This window comes from Microbulbifer sediminum (assembly GCF_021729035.1).
GTDB lineage: Bacteria > Pseudomonadota > Gammaproteobacteria > Pseudomonadales > Cellvibrionaceae > Microbulbifer > Microbulbifer sediminum.
In genome coordinates this window covers 148,149-163,531 of sequence record NZ_JAJSAP010000001.1, presented here as the reverse complement: position 1 = coordinate 163,531, position 15,383 = coordinate 148,149, and the positions used below count along the sequence as shown (strand labels likewise).

Genomic DNA, 15,383 nt, shown 5'->3' with positions numbered 1-15,383 from the left:
CGCCTCCAACACGCGTGACGTCAGCACTAAGGAAGAGGGGGCCATGGCCACCATCAAGCAGAATCTCGCCCGCAGCGGTGAGCTGGAACACAGTGACAGTGCGCGACTGGATATCGAGGTCCTGCTCGCGCATGTGCTGGGCAGGAGCCGGACCTGGCTCTACACCTGGCCGGAGCATCAGCTGGCACCGGGTGAGCAGCGACAGTTGGACGAGCTGTTGGTGCGCCGGGCGGCCGGGGAGCCAGTGGCCCATATCATCGGCCGGCGCGAGTTCTGGTCGCTTGACCTGAAGGTCGACGCCTCCACCCTGATCCCGCGCCCGGAGACGGAACTACTGGTGGAAACCGCGCTGGAGCTCTGCCCCCGGGAGCACCTGCAGGTGCTCGACCTGGGTACCGGCAGCGGCGCCATCGCGCTGGCCCTGGCCAGTGAGCGTCCGGGCTGGCACCTGCTGGCCGTGGACAAATCTGCCGAGGCTTTGACGCTGGCGGAGGAGAACCGGCGGGCACTGGGGCTCGGGAATGTCGAGTTGCTGCAGAGCGACTGGTTCAGTGCAATCCCCCCCCGGCAATTTGGCCTGGTCGTTAGCAATCCCCCCTACATTGACGCCGCCGACCCGCACCTGGAGCGGGGCGATGTGCGTTTCGAGCCACGCTCGGCGCTGGTGGCGGAACGGGCCGGACTCGCCGACATCGAGCGCATCGCCACGGGCTGTGGGGCCTACCTGGAGGCCGGTGGCTGGCTGGTGGTGGAACACGGCTGGCAACAGGCGGCCGAGGCGCGCAGAATATTTACCGCGGCGGGACTGCGAGAAGTATCCAGCCGCGACGACTACAGCGGACGGGGGAGGCTCACCGTGGGGCGGAAATAGCCCGCCGGCCTGCCCCCAGTTCGATCGACACTGAAGCCAGGCAAGGAAGTATTGGCCATGCATGAACATGCACATCATCATCACGGCAGCGGCCACCTGCGTCCCCTGATCTGGGGGCTGGTGGTCACTTTTGCTTTCGCCCTGGTGGAAGCGGTGGGGGGCTGGCTGTCCGGGTCACTGGCTTTGCTGGGTGATGCCGGGCATATGGCCACCGATGCCCTGGCCCTGGCTCTGGGCGCAGTGGCGGCACTGCTGGCGAAGAAGCCGGCGGACCGGCAGCTGTCCTATGGTTGGGGACGCGCCGAGGTGCTGGCAGCTGTGGCCAACGCGGTGTTCATGCTGGTGATCATTATTGCCATCGCGCTGGCGGCCATCGATCGCCTGCGCGCGCCACAGCCGGTGGAGGGTGGCATGGTGATGCTGATCGCCGCCATCGGCCTGGTGGTGAACCTGGTGGTGGCCTGGATACTGCACCGAGGCGAGCAGACCCTGAATATCCGCGGTGCCCTGCTGCACGTGATGGGCGACCTGCTGGGGTCGGTGGCGGCGCTGGTGGCGGGGGCTGTGATTCATTTCACCGGCTGGACGCCGATTGATCCCCTGCTATCCCTGCTGATCTGTGCGCTGATCCTGGTTTCCAGCCTGCGCCTGCTGCGGGATTCCGTCGATGTGCTGATGGAGCGGGTGCCGCGGGAGCTAAGCCTGCCGGTAGTGGGCAAGGCCCTGGTGACGGTTGAGGGAGTGCGTTCGGTACACGACCTGCATATCTGGCGCCTGGACTCGCGCACGGTGTCACTGTCGGCGCATATCGTGGTGGATGACCTGCAGGCCTGGCCCGGGGTACTGGAAAGATTGCGGGAAATGCTTATCCGGCGCTTTGATATCGACCATATCACCCTGCAGCCGGAGCCGCTGGGTGAGCATCATATCCACGTGGTCGATCGGGTCTCCGGCCAGCCCCGCGAGTGATTGCGGGGCACTTCGCCGGTTCACGCATGGTCTGTCAGTCGTCCTCGCCCTCCGGGCTCACCGCCTGAGGCTTGGCCATATCCTCGGATACCGGGCCCGGGTCGGCGGACTCCTCCTCCAGTGTCTTTTCCCCGGCGGATTCATCCGCGGGCTGGGTTGCGGTTTCCTGCTGGCTGGAGTCCAACCCGGCAGCAGTCTTCTCGGCCGCGACTGCGGTCACTTCCTCCGGTGGGCTGATCTGCTCCTGCGGTGCCTGGATGCCGATGTGGTAGGCGGCAAAGCCGGGCTGCACCACCTGGTTCAATGCCATGCCGAGTATCCGCCCGTTATGCTCGGAGCGGATTTCCGTGCGCACATTGGTGATGGGGTTGGTGATGGTGCCCAGCAGGTCGCCTTTGCTGACTGCCTCACCGAGTTCCACCTCGCTGAAAATAATGCCGCCGGTGGTGGCGCGCTGCCAGGTGGAGTTGTAGTACACCGGCTCGGGATCCCCCCACAGGCGGAACTTGTTCACCATGCCCAGTTGGTTCAGCAGCGTACGGATACCTTTTACGCTGTGGCTCACCGAGGTCTCATCCAGCACCATGGGAGCGCCGGCCTCGAGGGTGACGGTGGGGATGCCGGCTTTCACGGCCGCCCGGCGCAGCGTGCCCTCGGCGCCGTCACTGTGCAGCACCACGGTGGAACCGAAGCCCTTGGTCATTTTCACCACCTTGGGATTCCTCAGGTCACCGCGCAGCTGGGGCAGGTTGGTGCGGTAAAAGGAACCGGTGTGGAGATCCACCACCGCGTCACAGTGCTGGATCACTTCGTTGAAGAAGGAGTGGGCAATGCGGGATGCGGATGATCCGTCGGGGTTGCCGGGAAAGTGGCGGTTCAAATCGCGGCGGTCGGTCAGGTAACGGGAGCCGCGGTGAAAACCCTGCAGATTCACGATAGGGACCCCGATTACGGCACCGCTGAGACTGGCCGGCTCCAGGTTGTACAGCACCCGGCGGACGGTCTCGATACCGTTCAGCTCATCGCCATGGACGGCTGCGGTCAGGCACAGGGTGGGGCCGGGGTTGGCACCGTTCACGACCAGCACCGCGGTATTGCTGTAGACACCCTCGAAGTGCTGGCTTGGGGACCAGGCGAGACGGGTGGCTGTAGCCGGCGGCACCTCGGACCCCAGCAGTCGCAGCGGCTTGGCGGTTTCGGGCTCCTCTGTTTCAGTTTCTATGGCCTTGTCGCCGGTGTCTGCCGGCTCAGCCGATGGGGAGGCGGCCCCGGCAGCGGGCGCTTCCTGCGAGTCCGGCCCTTTTCCGGGTTCTTTTTCCGTCGGCTTGTTAAGGGGCTCCTCGGTCGTGGGCTCGTCCAGCTTCAGGTTTTGAGCCTTGGGCAGGGGCGGCTCCTGGGGATCGTCCGGGTCCTCGGTCAGTGCGAGGGCGAGGGATGATGCCAGGGCGGTAGCCAGGAAAACGGCGTGGCGGGAATGGCGCATTCTCGAGCGCAGGGGCATGCAGAAACTCCGGTCAATGGTTGTGTTTGTGGCAGGGGTAAGCGACCCCTGCCAAATTTGGAGCGCGAGTATAGCGAAAGCGTTCCCTCAGGTTTGCGCGCCACTTGGCGAAATATCCAGGCGCTTCCCGCGATCAATCGCCCGGCCGCTGGTGCGCCAGAGACGGGCACCGAGCAATACCGAGGCCACCCCGAGACCGATACAGATACCGGCCCAGTAGCCGTATACACCCCAGAAGCTCTCACCCAGCCACCGGGCGCTGGTCAGGCCCACCAGCCAGTAGGAGAGTATCTGCATATACATCGGCACCCGGGTATCTTTATAGCCACGTAATGCCCCCCAGGCCATCGCCTGGGCCACATCCACCAGCTGGAAGGCGGCGCACAGTAGCAGCAGGTTGGTGGCTATGGCGATGATATCCACTTCACTGGTGTAGAGGGATACAAACGGGTGGCGGAGCACGATCAGCACCACACCAGTGGCCAGGGCGTACAGGAGGCCGCCGGAGACCCCCACGGTACTGGTGAAGCGCGCCCGTTTCGGGCGCCCCTGTCCCAACAGCTGCGCCACGCGAATACTCAGTGCCTGGGCCAGCGCCAGGGCGACCAGGTAGAAAATAGAACCGATATTCATGCCGATCTGGTGGGCGGCCACGATCGTGGCGCCGTACGGAGCCAGCAACACCGTGAGGCTGGCAAAGAAGGTGACTTCGCTGCCGGCACCGATACAGATCGGCAGGCCCAGGGCCAGCTGGTGGCGCAGGGTGGGCCAGTGGGGCCGCGGCAGGGCAAAGCGCAGGTCGAGTGCGCGATAGGCCGGGTCATTGTTGGCATGCCAGAACAGCGCCAGAGCGATTGCCCAGCTCACCAGGCCGGTGGCCCAGCCACAGCCGGCACCGCCCAATGCGGGCAGTGGTCCCCAGCCAAAAACCAGCGCCATATCCAGGGGGATATTCAGCACCGCTGCCGCCAGGTAGATACGCATGACCGCCCGGACCTGGGCCATGCCCTCGCAATAGCCACGCAGTGCCGTGCCCAGTGCGAACGGCAGGGTGGAGGTGGCGAGTGCCAGCAGGTAGTGCTGCATCACCCTGCGCACCGGCTCCTCGGTATCGATCCAGTGGCTCCACCAGGGCACAGCCAGCAGGGCTGCCACCACCACCAGCCCGCCCGCCAGGGCGATCCAGAATGCCTGTTGCAACTCCGCTGCCGCGCCGGCCTCATTGCGGCCGCCGCGCAGGTGGGCCACGACGGGTGAAACCGCGGCCAACAGCCCCATCAGGGTCACGGCACAGACTGCCCAGATGCTGGAGCCCAGAGCCAGTCCCGCGAGGTCCACTTCCCCCGCGCGCCCGGCCACGATGGTATCGGTGACCCCCATGCTGATAACCGCCAGGTTACTGACCACCAGGGGGCCACCCAGGGTGGTGATGCGGGAGAATTCGGTGGCGGTGGCCCGTTTGTAAATCTTGAACATGGCAGAGCGCCGCTGGGCTACCTTAATCCGGTGTGTAAGAGTTGGGCCTGGCGACCGACCAAGCGCAAATAATCCTGGAAGAGGGAGCAATTATGGAGGCCTCATCAGGCTGGTTCAATCGCCTGTACGCTGGCTTTGTGCGTCTGGCGCGCACTGCTGACTGGCTGGGTCCACTGGCCCTGCGCCTGTTCCTTGCCCCTGTCTTTATCCTGGCCGGGATGAACAAGCTGGGGCATATTGGCGATGTGGCCGCCTGGTTCGGCAACCCGGACTGGGGGCTGGGCCTGCCGGCGCCAATGTTGCTGGCGTGGATGGCCGCGTTGACCGAGTTGCTGGGGGGCATTGCGCTACTGCTGGGGCTTGGAGTGCGCCTGGTGGCCATTCCACTGATGGTGGTCATGGTCGTGGCGGCGGTTACCGCACACTGGCAGTACGGCTGGCACGCACTTCCCGAGCAGACCCTTACCATGCCCTGGGAGTGGCGGGAGGACTTGATTGAAGAGGCCTTGGTGCGGAAGGAGAAGGCGGTGGAGCTGCTCAAGGCGCACGGCAATTACGGCTGGCTGACCGAGGCCGGCAACTTCACGGTACTGAAGAACGGGATCGAGTTTGCTGCCACTTACTTTGTCATGTTGCTGGCCCTGCTGGGCTCCGGCGGCGGGCGCTTCGTGAGCCTCGATTACTGGCTCTGCCGGCGCCGTGTAGGCGGCGAATGACCCCGAAAACGCTGCGGGGGGTAGTGTACGCCTATAGATGATATACTCGCCGATTATTTGACCGTTTAAGCGAGTATTTCACTTGATAGGAAAGTTGTTTCGCCGTTCATCTGCCGATGCCGCAGGTGCCAATAACGATACTGACAGCGGCCCGGACACCAGCCGCCAGCGCGGTGATTCCGACAAGCGCGCCCGCAGCCAGCAGAGTGCCGGCGACAGTGGCAAGCGCGAGCGGACCACCGAGTCCCGCGAATCCCGGCGTCCCGCCGGGGACAGGGACCGGGCGAAATCCCCGGATGGTGGTGACGGTAAGTTGCGGGGCGGCAAGGGAAAAAGCCGCAAGGCGCAGCCGGTGACCAAGTGGTCCCTGGACCAGTTCCAGGTGCCGGAGGAAGAGGGCAAGGTGCGTTTCCACGACCTGGACCTGCCTCTCGACCTGATGCACGGGATCCATGACCTGGGATTCCAGTACTGCTCGCCGATCCAGGGCCGCTCCCTGCCGCATACGCTCAACGGCCACGACCTGGTGGGCAAGGCGCAGACCGGAACCGGCAAGACCGCGGCCTTCCTGATCACCATCATCGACGACCTGCTCAAGCACCCGTTCGAGGGCGAGCGTTATGCCGGCGAGGCGCGCGCGCTGATCATTGCCCCGACCCGGGAGCTGGTGATGCAGATCGCCGACGACGCCAAGGCCCTGTGCAAGTACACGGACCTGGAAATCCACACCCTGGTCGGCGGCATGGACTACGCCAAGCAGCAGCGCAACCTGAACGAGCGCTTCGTGGATATCCTGGTGGCGACCCCGGGTCGCCTGCTGGATTTCGCCAGCAACCGCGATTGCTATCTCGACCAGGTGGAGATCCTGGTAATCGATGAGGCGGACCGTATGCTGGATATGGGCTTTATCCCCCAGGTCCGCCGGATCGTGCGCCAGACACCCCGCAAGACCCATCGCCAGACCATGTTCTTCTCCGCGACCTTTACCCCGGAAGTGGATTCGCTGGTGGAGCAGTGGACCGAAGAGCCGGTGGTGGTGGAAATCGAACCAGAGCGGGTTGCCACGGATTCGGTGGATCAGCGCGTTTACCTGGCGGCCAGCGAGGAAAAGTACACCCTGCTGTACAACATCCTGCAGAGCGATGAGGTTGAGAGCCTGATCGTGTTTGCCAACCGCCGCGACCAGTGCCGGCGCCTGCACGAGAACCTTGAGGCCCACGGCTTCAGGGCGGGCCTGTTATCCGGTGAAGTGGCGCAGAACAAGCGCGTGCGCACGCTGGAGGACTTCAAGTCCGGCAAGACCAAGGTGCTGGTGGCCACCGATGTGGCCGGTCGGGGTATTCATATCGACGGCATCAGCCACGTGGTCAACTTCACCCTGCCGGAAGAGCCGGAGGATTACGTTCACCGGATCGGCCGTACCGGCCGCGCGGGCAAGACCGGTACCTCGATCAGCTTCGCGTGTGAGGATGATGCCATGCGCCTGGAACCGATTGAGGCGCTGCTGGGGCAGAAGCTCAACTGTGAACAGCCGCCGCTGGAACTGCTGGAGGAACCGCCAAAGGTAAAAGTGAAGCGCAGCAGCGGTGGTGACAGCCGGGGCTCCCGCGATGGGCGCGGTGGCCGACGTGGCGGGGGTGGCCGCGGGCCGCGCCGCTGATAACCGAGGTATTCCGGCAGCACCGTCGAGGTGAATCGCCGGGAACCCCAAGGCCGGTATGATGCCGGCCTTTTTTTGTTGATGATGGATAATGGGTAATGCCGGTGACTGACTGGCACGATTGCCCCTTCACTGCCACTAGAAAAATAATGCGTACCCTCTATCTTCATATCGGTTTTCACAAGACCGGCTCCAGTTCACTGCAGCTGGCCCTGCATCGGCACCGGGCCCCGTTACTGGATGCTGGCGTTGAGTTTGTCGCCCTGGGCAAGAAAGGCAATTCATCGGGAGCCATCGAAGTGGAGGCCCGGGAAGAGGGACTGGAGTTTCACCTCAATGACCGCTTCCGGCAGTTGCTGGCGTCCAGTCGCGGCGACACAGTGATTGTCTCGGCCGAGCATCTATCTTTCCTGTACCGGGGCGCGGACATCCGGCAGGTGCGGGACATCTGTGCGGAACTCTTCGACCGCACCGTAGTAATTGCCTACCTGCGACGCCAGGACCTGCACGCCCGCTCATTCAAGCAGCAGGGCGCGCGCGGCTGTGAGCGTGGGCGCAGCTCCTCCAGCAAGCTGCTTGGCCATGATGAGGGAGCGCTGCCTCCCCTGAACGCTCCAGTGCGGACCTACTACGACTATTTCGCCAAGCTGCAGCAATGGGAAGCATGCTTCGGGGAGGAAGCACTGGAGGTGCGGGAGTTTGAGCCCGGCCGCCTATGCGGTGGGGATATTGTCACCGACTTTATGGGCCTGGTCAGTAATGGTGCCGAGATTCCACCCTTGCGGGTGAATGAGGGGGTGGGGCGACGTGAGTTCCTGCTCACCCACAAGCTGATCGAGTTGGGGGTGGCGCCTGACGATATTCGCCGGCTGAAGCCGGGAATGCGTGGTGACGATTCCCGCGTGGCTCCCGCCCGTGACAATGCCCGGGCTTTTTTCCTGGCGTTTTCGGAGTCGAATCGCCAGCTTAACGACCATTACCTTCGCCACGCTTCGGGGTTGGCGTTCAGCGACGATTTCTCTTCCTATCCGGAGGTCGGTAATGATCACCTCTCCTGTGCTGATCTTGCGCAGTGGTCGGCAGACCTCTTTGCCGCGGGGCTGCAGAATCCGCAGGGGCTGAGGGACGCGCTGCTGGCAGATTGCCTCCGGTCACTGGCTGGAACCCCGGGGCTGGCCACCAGAGTCATAGGCGAACTGTATGGGGCCATGGAGTGCCTGGCCCATACCGCCCGTATCGCGCCGGCCAGGAACCCCTGGTGGCGACGGTTGAAGAGGAAAAAGCATAGCGGCCGGTAAATACCGGCGGCGACCGCAGGGACTGCATCGGGGGATCCGCGTGGGGATCCGGGAAAACGATAATCAACCTGGTTAACGATGACAGTGAACAGTGGTTACCGCCGCGATATTGACGGGCTGCGGGCGCTTGCGGTGTTGCCCGTGGTTTTTGCCCATGCGGGCCTGCCGGGCTTTTCCGGCGGTTATGTGGGGGTCGATGTATTTTTCGTGATCTCCGGTTACCTCATTACCGGCATCCTGGTGCGGGAAATTCGCCAGGGCAGTTTTTCCCTGGCCAACTTTTACGAGCGCCGTGCGCGGCGAATCCTGCCTGCATTGTTCGCCATGCTTACTGCCTGCACGCTGGCCAGCTGGTTCGTGTTACCGCCCGACCTGCTGGAGGGATACGCCAGATCGCTGCTGTCAACAATACTGTTTGCCTCCAACATCTGGTTCTGGCGTAACAGCGGCGATTACTTCGGTGCCTCGGCAGAGTGGGAGCCCCTGCTCCACACCTGGTCGCTGGCGGTAGAGGAACAATTCTATGTTTTCTTCCCCCTGTTGCTGTGCCTGTTGGCGCGGCGGAACGGCCGGATACTGGCTGTTGTTGCGGGACTGTCGTTCGCCTCGCTCGGTGCCTCTGCCTGGGCGACCCAGGCCCTGCCATTTGCGAATTACTTCCTGACCCCCACGCGTATCTGGGAGCTGGGCCTGGGTGCCCTGCTCGCCATGGGAGCCATACCCCACTGCCGGCGCCGAGTCGTGCTGGAACTGGCGGCTGCTGCCGGGCTGGCCGCCATCGCCTACAGTGTCGTTGCCTATGACGAGGCGACGCCATTTCCCGGGCTTGCGGCATTGCTTCCCTGCGGTGGAGCGGTGGCGCTGATCTGGGCCGGGGGCCAACAGCGAGTGTTGGCAGCCCGTCTCCTGTCGCTGCCAGTATTTGTTGGCGTGGGACTGGTGTCCTATTCACTCTACCTGTGGCACTGGCCGGTACTGGTCTTCACGCGCTTTGCCCTCGGCGGCGCGGAATTGCCGCTGCTGTCCGCGTTGCTGGCGGTGGGCCTGGCTGCGATCCTGGCATACCTGAGCTGGCGCTGGGTTGAAAAGCCGTTCCGCCGCCGTGGTGGACGCTGGGACTCGCGCCGGGCGATCGGCCGTGCGGCCGGTGCTGCGGCCCTGGTATTGGTGTTGGCCGCTGTAACCATTAACAGTGGCAAGGGCTTTCCTGGCCGGCTGCCAGCGGACCTGTTGGCGGTATATACCGAAGCGGTGGAGCGGACTCCCCGGCAGGAGCGCTGCATGGGCCGGCTTCCCGGGGAGGGCTTATGCCGTTTTGGGGACAAGATGGCAGGGGATGCTGCGGATGTGCTGATCTGGGGGGACTCCCATGCGGGGGCCTTCCTGCCGGGATTTGACCTTTGGGTACGGGAGCGAAGCTTGACCGGCCTGGCGGCGGTCAAGTCTGCCTGCCCGCCACTCCTCGGGGTGGTGCGGGCGGACAAGGGCAGGTCCCACCGCTGCGACCGGTTTAATCAGCAGGTGATGGAATTTCTCGAGGCCCGTGACGACCTGGGTACGGTCATCCTGGTGGCGCGCTGGGCACAGGCTGTCGAGGGCACACCGGCGCCGGGGGAGGGCGGTGACAATGCAGTACTGGAGCGTTCGGGCGATGCCCGGGAAGGTGATGGCGACAGCGATCAGGCCGGTAACGCAGCGGTGGTACGCAAGAGTCTCGCCGACACCGTGCGGCGTATCCGGGCCACCGGGCGGCGGGTGCTGATTGTGAAGGGCGTGCCGGAAGTGGGCTTTTCCGTGCCCCTGGCGGTGATCAACGCGGAATTTATCGGCACGTCGCTGGAGCGTGCACCCACGCGGGAAGAAGTCGAGCGTCGCAACCGGCGTGCCAATCTTATTATCGACACCATTGCCGAGGAATTGGGGGCGGAGCATGTCAGTCCCGTTCCGGAGCTGTGTACATCCGATTGCCAGATTCAGGAGCGCGGGGTGCCACTCTATCGCGACGATGACCACCTCAGTACCTACGGCGCACGCAAACTGGTTCCGGGATTGCTTGACCTGGCACTGCACGAGCGCCCGAGCCGGGGCTGAGCCTGGGGGGGATACACCAGCCTCCTCTTCCAGGATCCAATCCCGGGCCCCTGCGGGTCCTAAAGCCGATATAATCGCGCTCATGTTGGAGTTACCCATCAATGCAGCCCTGCCGGATCTCCTCGCGGCGCTGGCAGGCCACAACAATGTTGTTTTGCAGGCGCCTCCCGGCGCCGGCAAGACCACTGCTGTCCCCCTGGCCCTGCTGGGCTGTGAGTGGCTCGCGGGCCGCAATATCATCATGCTGGAACCCCGCCGACTGGCTGCAAGAACGGCGGCGCGGCGCATGGCCTCCCTGCTCGGGGAATCGGTAGGACAGACCGTGGGCTACCAGGTGCGGGGTGAGCGACGTGCCGGTGCCGGCACGCGGATCCTGGTTGTCACTGAGGGTATTTTCACCCGCCTGCTACAGTCGGACCCGGAGCTGGCGGGGACGGCACTGGTCATCTTCGACGAATTCCACGAGCGCAGCCTGCAGGCGGATCTGTCGCTGGCCCTTTGCCTGCAATCCCAGGAAGTCCTGCGCGATGACCTGAAACTGCTGGTAATGTCGGCGACCCTGGATGCGGCGGGCGTGGCACAGCTACTCGGCAATGCACCGGTGGTGAGCAGCGAGGGGCGTAGTTACCCGGTAGAGATACGCTACCTGGCTCCCCGTGAAGTGGTGGAAGAGCGGCGCCAGCTGCCGGCACTGATGGCCCGCAAGATCAGCGAACTGCTTGCCGAGAGCAGCGGCAGCCTGCTGGCCTTCCTGCCTGGCGTGGGCGAGATCCGCAGGGTGGAGGCGCTGCTGGCAGAGAGGGCAGGGGATGAAGCCTTCAGTGGTGTCGATATTGCCCCTCTTTATGGGGACCTGGGGCGGGAACAGCAGGACGCAGCCATCGCTCCCGCGCCGGAAGGGCGTCGCAAGATAGTGCTGGCCACCAATGTGGCGGAAACAAGCCTCACGATCGAGGGTATCTCGCTGGTGGTGGATTCCGGCCTGATGCGGGAGTCCCGTTTCGATCCCAATACGGGCATGAATCGCCTGGAAACCACCACCATTTCCCGTGCGTCCGCCACCCAGCGCCGTGGCCGGGCCGGTCGCCTGGGACCGGGTACCTGCCTGCGACTGTGGAGCGAGTCCCGACACCAGGGCCTGCCGGCCAAGAACACCCCGGAGATCCTGAACAGCGACCTGGCGCCGCTGGTGCTGGAGTTGGCGCAATGGGGGGTGTGCGACCCGGACGAGTTACATTGGCTCGACCTGCCACCGCCGGGGCCGCTGGCCCAGGCCCGCGACCTGTTGCAGCGGCTGGAGGCTCTCGACACCGAATTGCGCATTACCCCGCATGGCGCCGCCATGCTGGAACTGGGGACCCACCCGCGGCTTGCCCATATGATGCTGCACAGCCGCGACTGGAACATGCAGCGGGAGGCCTGCCTGCTCGCCGCGCTGCTGTCTGAACGGGATATCTTTCGCGGCGACCGGCGCCTGGACCGGGACCTGCATCGGCGCATGGAGTGGTTACTGGAGGGCGGCAAAGCGGGCGGAACTGTGGATCGCGGTGCTGTCCAAAGAATCCGGCAGCAGGCCAGGACCTGGGAGTCACAGCTTGCCCGAATGGTGGGATCCGCTGCGGGGACGGGGGGGGTATCCATCGATCCGGCCGACCGTACCGGGCTGTTGCTGGCGCTGGCATACCCGGATCGCATTGCCCGCAATCGCCATGACCGGGACCGCCGGTTCCTGCTGGCGAGTGGCCGCGGGGCGCACTTCTCCCAGGATGATGAACTGGCTGTAGCCAATTACCTGGTAGTGGCGCAGCTGGACGGGCAGGGGCGCGACGCGCGTATCCTGCTGGCTGCGCAGATCCCCGGTGAGCTGCTGCCGGAATACTTCCCCCACCTGGTCAAGCAGGATGAGCAGGTCCGCTGGGACGACAAGGCGGGCCGGGCCGTTGCCAGCGTGCGTACCTGTCTCGGCCGGATTGTGCTGGAGGAAAAACCGGCTGAAAATATTTCTCCGGACGCACTCAGCCGTGCATTGCTTGACGTGGTCCGGCAGAAGGGGCTGGGGCTGCTGCCCTGGACTCGCGAGGCGAATGGGCTTCGCGCACGGGTGGAATTCCTCCGCGGCCAGATTGAAAATCATGCTGATCTGCTGGCAGGCCTGGCCCTGCCCCGGTGGGATGACAGCAGCCTGCTGGATAGCCTGGAAGACTGGCTGTTACCACACCTGGTAGGGATACGCAGCCTGGAGCAATTGTCCGGGCTGGACCTTTATGGGATCTTGCAGGGCCAGCTGGACTGGCCGGACCTGCAGCAGGTTGGCGAGCTTGCGCCCACGCATGTTGCTGTGCCCAGTGGCTCGCGGATTGCAATCGATTACGATGGGGATATCCCGGTGCTGGCCGTGCGTCTGCAGGAAATGTTCGGGCTGGCAAAGACTCCGGCAATCCTTAAAAGCCGGTTTCCGCTGATGATTCACCTGCTGTCCCCGGCGCAACGGCCGGTACAGGTCACCCGCGACCTGGCCAGCTTCTGGGAAAATACCTACGCGGAAGTAAAAAAAGAATTACGCATCCGTTACCAGAAGCACTACTGGCCCGATGACCCGCTCAGCGCACAGGCCACAAACAAAACCAAAAAACGTATGTGACCCGGTTACCTTCCGGTTCAAACGGGGGGCGGGCCAGCCACAGGAGGGAAGTGCGGGTGATGAACAGGGGTACGGGCACCATTGTCAGCTGGGATGACTCGCGGGGTTACGGCTTTATCGAACCGTCCGCCGGCGGCAGGCAGTTGTTCCTGCATATTCGCGACTTCAGCCGGCAGCATCGCCGGCCACAGAAGGGGCTGCCGGTGGACTTCACGATTTCCGCCGACAGCCGGGGCAGGCCCCGTGCAGTCCGGGTGCGCCCCCGCCGCGGGCACCGCCGGCCCGTTACTGCGGGCGGGCGGCCCGGTCGCACGGTTCTCCTGTGCCTGGTTTTTTACGTCGTGTTGTCCGCCCTGGTGTTTGCGGGCAAGCTTCCCCCGCTGGTGCCATTCTGGTTTGTGGCCCTCGGCCTGCTGACATTTGCGCTTTACGCGAAAGACAAGTCGGCAGCTCGTAACGGCCACTGGCGCACACCGGAAAACACCCTACACCTGTTGTCACTCGCTGGCGGCTGGACCGGCGCGCTCGTGGCCCGTGAAATGTTCCGGCACAAGACATCCAAGGTTTCATTCCGGGTTCTCTTCTGGCTGACCGTGCTCGGCAATCTGGCGGCGTTGGCATGGCTGTTGTCGCCATCCGGCAGCGCGGCGTTGGCGCAAGTGTGGGAAGTGTGGCGTGCACTCGAGTCTGTCACTGGCTGAAGGCGGGGCGTCCCGGCTGGGTGCAACCGGATGAGTGTAATGGCGTGTGATAGCCGGTGCTTGCACTCTGGCTGCGATTCGTTTTTGCTTGCAGCTGTAAGTCTGGCGTGGCTGCGCTGCTCGTGACCAGCAGGAAGTATCCGAAAGCCAATAACAATACCAATACCAATACCAACAAGAGCGGGTACTTGCCATGCAATCCCCTGCCTCCCCATTAGCCTCTATTGACCCTGTCCCCGCCCGCCGCGCGGTAGAAGTGGCAGGTACCCCGGGGAGGGAGACAGGTACCGGTGGGCTTTGCCCGCGGCCCAGTGCTGGTCATCGTGGGCCTGGACCGCGTTCGCGACTTGTCATCCCCCGCGCGGTGTGCCCGGGAAGGTCTCGGCCAGACCGGTCCCGACTACTTCTTCGCCCGCCATTCGCACTCTTCGCAGGGAAACCCCATGTCCCTCCGGCAAGCTGTCCGGCGGTTGTCGCACTACTGAATCCATTCTGTCGCTGGCTCGCGGAGGTGAAGGCGCGACGTGGGGACTGGTGGCTGAGTTACCTGTGAGTACCGGCTGAGCTGGTTTAAGGGGCAGCTTGTAGAGTGCTGTTGCCAACCTGATAAAAAAGAACAAACCCGGAGGATGCCATGCGCCTTCCCAGATACACCGCCCCTAAACTTCTTGCATTGATTACGGTGCTGGCCGGGTGTACGCCGACAAAGATTCACCTGCACACCAAATACCTGAGCGAAGACAGGTTGATCCGGGTCACTGAATCCCTGGAATCGGCTGGTTTTGAAGTCGTTCCCCGCGACAACCGGCACCCGGCGGCATTGCTCGGCAGTATCCTGGTATACCGGCCGGACCGGCTTTCCGAAAGGGAGGTTGCCAGAGTGACTGAAGCGGTTGCGAATAGCGGTTTTTTCCTCAATGGCGCCTACCCTGCGGAAGTCGGCGGCCATCATTACACCGAGGGCAATATGGGACTCTACCTGGTCGATGCCGACACGCAGCAGGTCGCGTGGGATGCGCCCGGGTATGAGGAGGTTGAGTTTTCCATTACGGATTTTGAGCTCAAGAGCACCGACTGCGAACGTCGCTACCTGTTCAACTTCCAGGGCGGTGGCGAGCTTGAACTGCGGGCGCTATCGAGCGGCGAGAACCCCGAGAGAGGGCTGCGCTGGGAGCAGGAAACCGCCGCGTCGGTCGCGGTGTATGATGGGCAGCAAAAATACCTGTTTCGCTACCTGCGCTACCAGCGCGGCGGAACCAGTAATGGCAGGGAGGTCCGGGATTATTTTGTCGAGCTTGAGCCCGAAGGGTTATATCCGCTGCCGTATGCCTGCAGTTTCCGTGCAAAGCTGAGTGCGCTGGTGTACTAGCGCCGGGCTTGCGACTCGGTCCAGAGGTTAAGCGGGCGATGCAACCGGCTACGCAGGTCATGTGGGCCGGTGATTCACAGGTGAGGATAC

11 protein-coding genes are annotated in these 15,383 nt (G+C 63.8%); 9 read left to right on the top strand and 2 right to left on the bottom strand.

The genetic code is table 11. From position 1 onward, the window contains the following. The first annotated feature begins 43 nt into the window (after positions 1-43). Positions 44-871, top strand: a complete 828-nt coding sequence (gene prmC / locus LVD11_RS00670) for a peptide chain release factor N(5)-glutamine methyltransferase (RefSeq protein ID WP_237054932.1) — start codon at positions 44-46, stop codon at positions 869-871. Between the two features lie 57 nt (positions 872-928). Beyond that, positions 929-1,840, top strand: coding sequence for a cation diffusion facilitator family transporter (locus LVD11_RS00665; protein ID WP_237054930.1), 912 nt, complete (start codon positions 929-931; stop codon positions 1,838-1,840). Between the two features lie 34 nt (positions 1,841-1,874). Here LVD11_RS00665 and LVD11_RS00660 read toward each other — a convergent pair whose 3' ends face one another. Further along, the gene (locus tag LVD11_RS00660; protein WP_237054928.1) at positions 1,875-3,341 is read right to left on the bottom strand and encodes a succinylglutamate desuccinylase/aspartoacylase family protein; all 1,467 of its coding nucleotides are present in this window, start codon (positions 3,339-3,341) and stop codon (positions 1,875-1,877) included. An 87-nt stretch (positions 3,342-3,428) separates the two neighbouring features. Then, on the bottom strand, positions 3,429-4,817 hold the full coding sequence (locus tag LVD11_RS00655; RefSeq protein ID WP_237054925.1) for an MATE family efflux transporter: 1,389 nt from the start codon (positions 4,815-4,817) through the stop codon (positions 3,429-3,431). Positions 4,818-4,909: 92 nt separating this feature from the next. Here LVD11_RS00655 and LVD11_RS00650 point away from each other — a divergent pair, with 92 nt between their 5' ends. The 7 genes from LVD11_RS00650 (at position 4,910) to LVD11_RS00620 (ending at position 15,293) form a co-directional block, all read left to right on the top strand. After that, positions 4,910-5,533 (top strand): HvfX family Cu-binding RiPP maturation protein, encoded by a 624-nt coding sequence (locus tag LVD11_RS00650; protein ID WP_237054923.1) that lies wholly within the window; start codon positions 4,910-4,912, stop codon positions 5,531-5,533. Positions 5,534-5,615: 82 nt separating this feature from the next. Further along, positions 5,616-7,193, top strand: coding sequence for an ATP-dependent RNA helicase RhlB (gene rhlB / locus LVD11_RS00645; protein ID WP_237054921.1), 1,578 nt, complete (start codon positions 5,616-5,618; stop codon positions 7,191-7,193). A 149-nt stretch (positions 7,194-7,342) separates the two neighbouring features. Continuing rightward, positions 7,343-8,491 (top strand): hypothetical protein, encoded by a 1,149-nt coding sequence (locus LVD11_RS00640; RefSeq protein WP_237054919.1) that lies wholly within the window; start codon positions 7,343-7,345, stop codon positions 8,489-8,491. A 78-nt stretch (positions 8,492-8,569) separates the two neighbouring features. Further along, positions 8,570-10,582: an acyltransferase family protein gene (locus LVD11_RS00635; RefSeq protein ID WP_237054917.1), complete on the top strand. Its 2,013-nt coding sequence runs from the start codon at positions 8,570-8,572 to the stop codon at positions 10,580-10,582. Positions 10,583-10,664: 82 nt separating this feature from the next. After that, the gene (gene hrpB / locus LVD11_RS00630; protein WP_237054915.1) at positions 10,665-13,223 is read left to right on the top strand and encodes an ATP-dependent helicase HrpB; all 2,559 of its coding nucleotides are present in this window, start codon (positions 10,665-10,667) and stop codon (positions 13,221-13,223) included. Positions 13,224-13,282: 59 nt separating this feature from the next. Beyond that, on the top strand, positions 13,283-13,924 hold the full coding sequence (locus LVD11_RS00625) for a DUF1294 domain-containing protein (RefSeq protein ID WP_237054913.1): 642 nt from the start codon (positions 13,283-13,285) through the stop codon (positions 13,922-13,924). 634 nt (positions 13,925-14,558) lie between these two features. Further along, positions 14,559-15,293 carry a hypothetical protein gene (locus tag LVD11_RS00620; RefSeq protein WP_237054911.1) on the top strand — a complete coding sequence of 245 codons (735 nt, stop codon included), beginning with the start codon at positions 14,559-14,561 and terminating at the stop codon, positions 15,291-15,293. Positions 15,294-15,383: the final 90 nt, after the last annotated feature.

Excerpts from the sequence above, each read along its gene's own strand:
- prmC (WP_237054932.1), top strand. The coding sequence starts at position 44 with ATGGCCACCATCAAGCAGAATCTCGCCCGCAGCGGTGAGCTGGAACAC.
- LVD11_RS00665 (WP_237054930.1), top strand. The coding sequence starts at position 929 with ATGCATGAACATGCACATCATCATCACGGCAGCGGCCACCTGCGTCCC.
- LVD11_RS00660 (WP_237054928.1), bottom strand. The coding sequence starts at position 3,341 with ATGCCCCTGCGCTCGAGAATGCGCCATTCCCGCCACGCCGTTTTCCTG.
- LVD11_RS00655 (WP_237054925.1), bottom strand. The coding sequence starts at position 4,817 with ATGTTCAAGATTTACAAACGGGCCACCGCCACCGAATTCTCCCGCATC.
- LVD11_RS00650 (WP_237054923.1), top strand. The coding sequence starts at position 4,910 with ATGGAGGCCTCATCAGGCTGGTTCAATCGCCTGTACGCTGGCTTTGTG.
- LVD11_RS00640 (WP_237054919.1), top strand. The coding sequence starts at position 7,343 with ATGCGTACCCTCTATCTTCATATCGGTTTTCACAAGACCGGCTCCAGT.
- LVD11_RS00635 (WP_237054917.1), top strand. The coding sequence starts at position 8,570 with ATGACAGTGAACAGTGGTTACCGCCGCGATATTGACGGGCTGCGGGCG.
- hrpB (WP_237054915.1), top strand. The coding sequence starts at position 10,665 with ATGTTGGAGTTACCCATCAATGCAGCCCTGCCGGATCTCCTCGCGGCG.
- LVD11_RS00625 (WP_237054913.1), top strand. The coding sequence starts at position 13,283 with ATGAACAGGGGTACGGGCACCATTGTCAGCTGGGATGACTCGCGGGGT.
- LVD11_RS00620 (WP_237054911.1), top strand. The coding sequence starts at position 14,559 with ATGCGCCTTCCCAGATACACCGCCCCTAAACTTCTTGCATTGATTACG.